This window comes from Vibrio sp. 704 (assembly GCF_033339295.1).
The window spans coordinates 1-743 of the sequence record NZ_JAWOUH010000381.1 but is presented as its reverse complement, the minus strand read 5'-3'; the positions used below and the strand labels follow the sequence as shown (position 1 = coordinate 743).

Below are 743 nucleotides of genomic sequence, written 5' to 3'. Positions count from 1 at the left end.
CCCAGAAGACTCAATTAAAATTGCAATCGCAGATGTTGCTGTCGGCATGTTTGTTACCGCGATAGAGCATAACAAACGAGTCAATTTAGCCAATGCTGGTCGAGTTTCGAGCGCAGAAGGCATTAAAAAGCTTCGCGCAAGTGGCGTGAAATTCGTTTGGGTTGATCAATCACTTTCTGCTCAGCAGTGCGTATTCAAACCCGTCGAAGAACCTATCGATATCGAAGTAGGGGATAAAACGCTTTCCGTATCAAGCAAAGTACAACGTGCGTATCGCTCGCGAGAAGTCCAACACAAGCGTGCTAAAAAGCTGATTGCGGAAGCAAAAGGCCTAGCGCAGAAACTTCTCAACCAAACTTTTGAAGGCAAAGTTATCCAAGTCGACGAGATTGAATCGTGGGCGGATGACATGATCGAAAGTGTATTTATTGATTCAGACGCTTTGCAGTGTGTTTCTGCATTGCGCCAGAAAGATTCTTATTTACTCGAGCACTCAGTAAACGTCGCCTGTCTGCTGGTTTCGTTCGGAAAACACTTAGGCTTAGACAAAGATACCCTCAAGCAATTGGCGATTGGTGGCATCATTCACGATGTGGGTAAAATCAAAGTGGACGATAAAATTCTTCACAAGCCAGCGCGCTTAACGCCAGAAGAGTTTGAGCACATGAAATTGCACCAAGTCTTCGCGGGTGAGATCATCGTTGAAGTGAAAGGGTTGAGCGATGTCAGCCGAGACGTGTGTT

Annotated in this window: 1 protein-coding gene; it reads left to right on the top strand. The window is 45.8% G+C overall.

Annotated elements, in window-relative coordinates:
- Nucleotides 1-743 (top strand): HD-GYP domain-containing protein (locus R7R24_RS26605; RefSeq protein ID WP_318120103.1); only part of this gene is annotated, 743 nt, incomplete at both ends.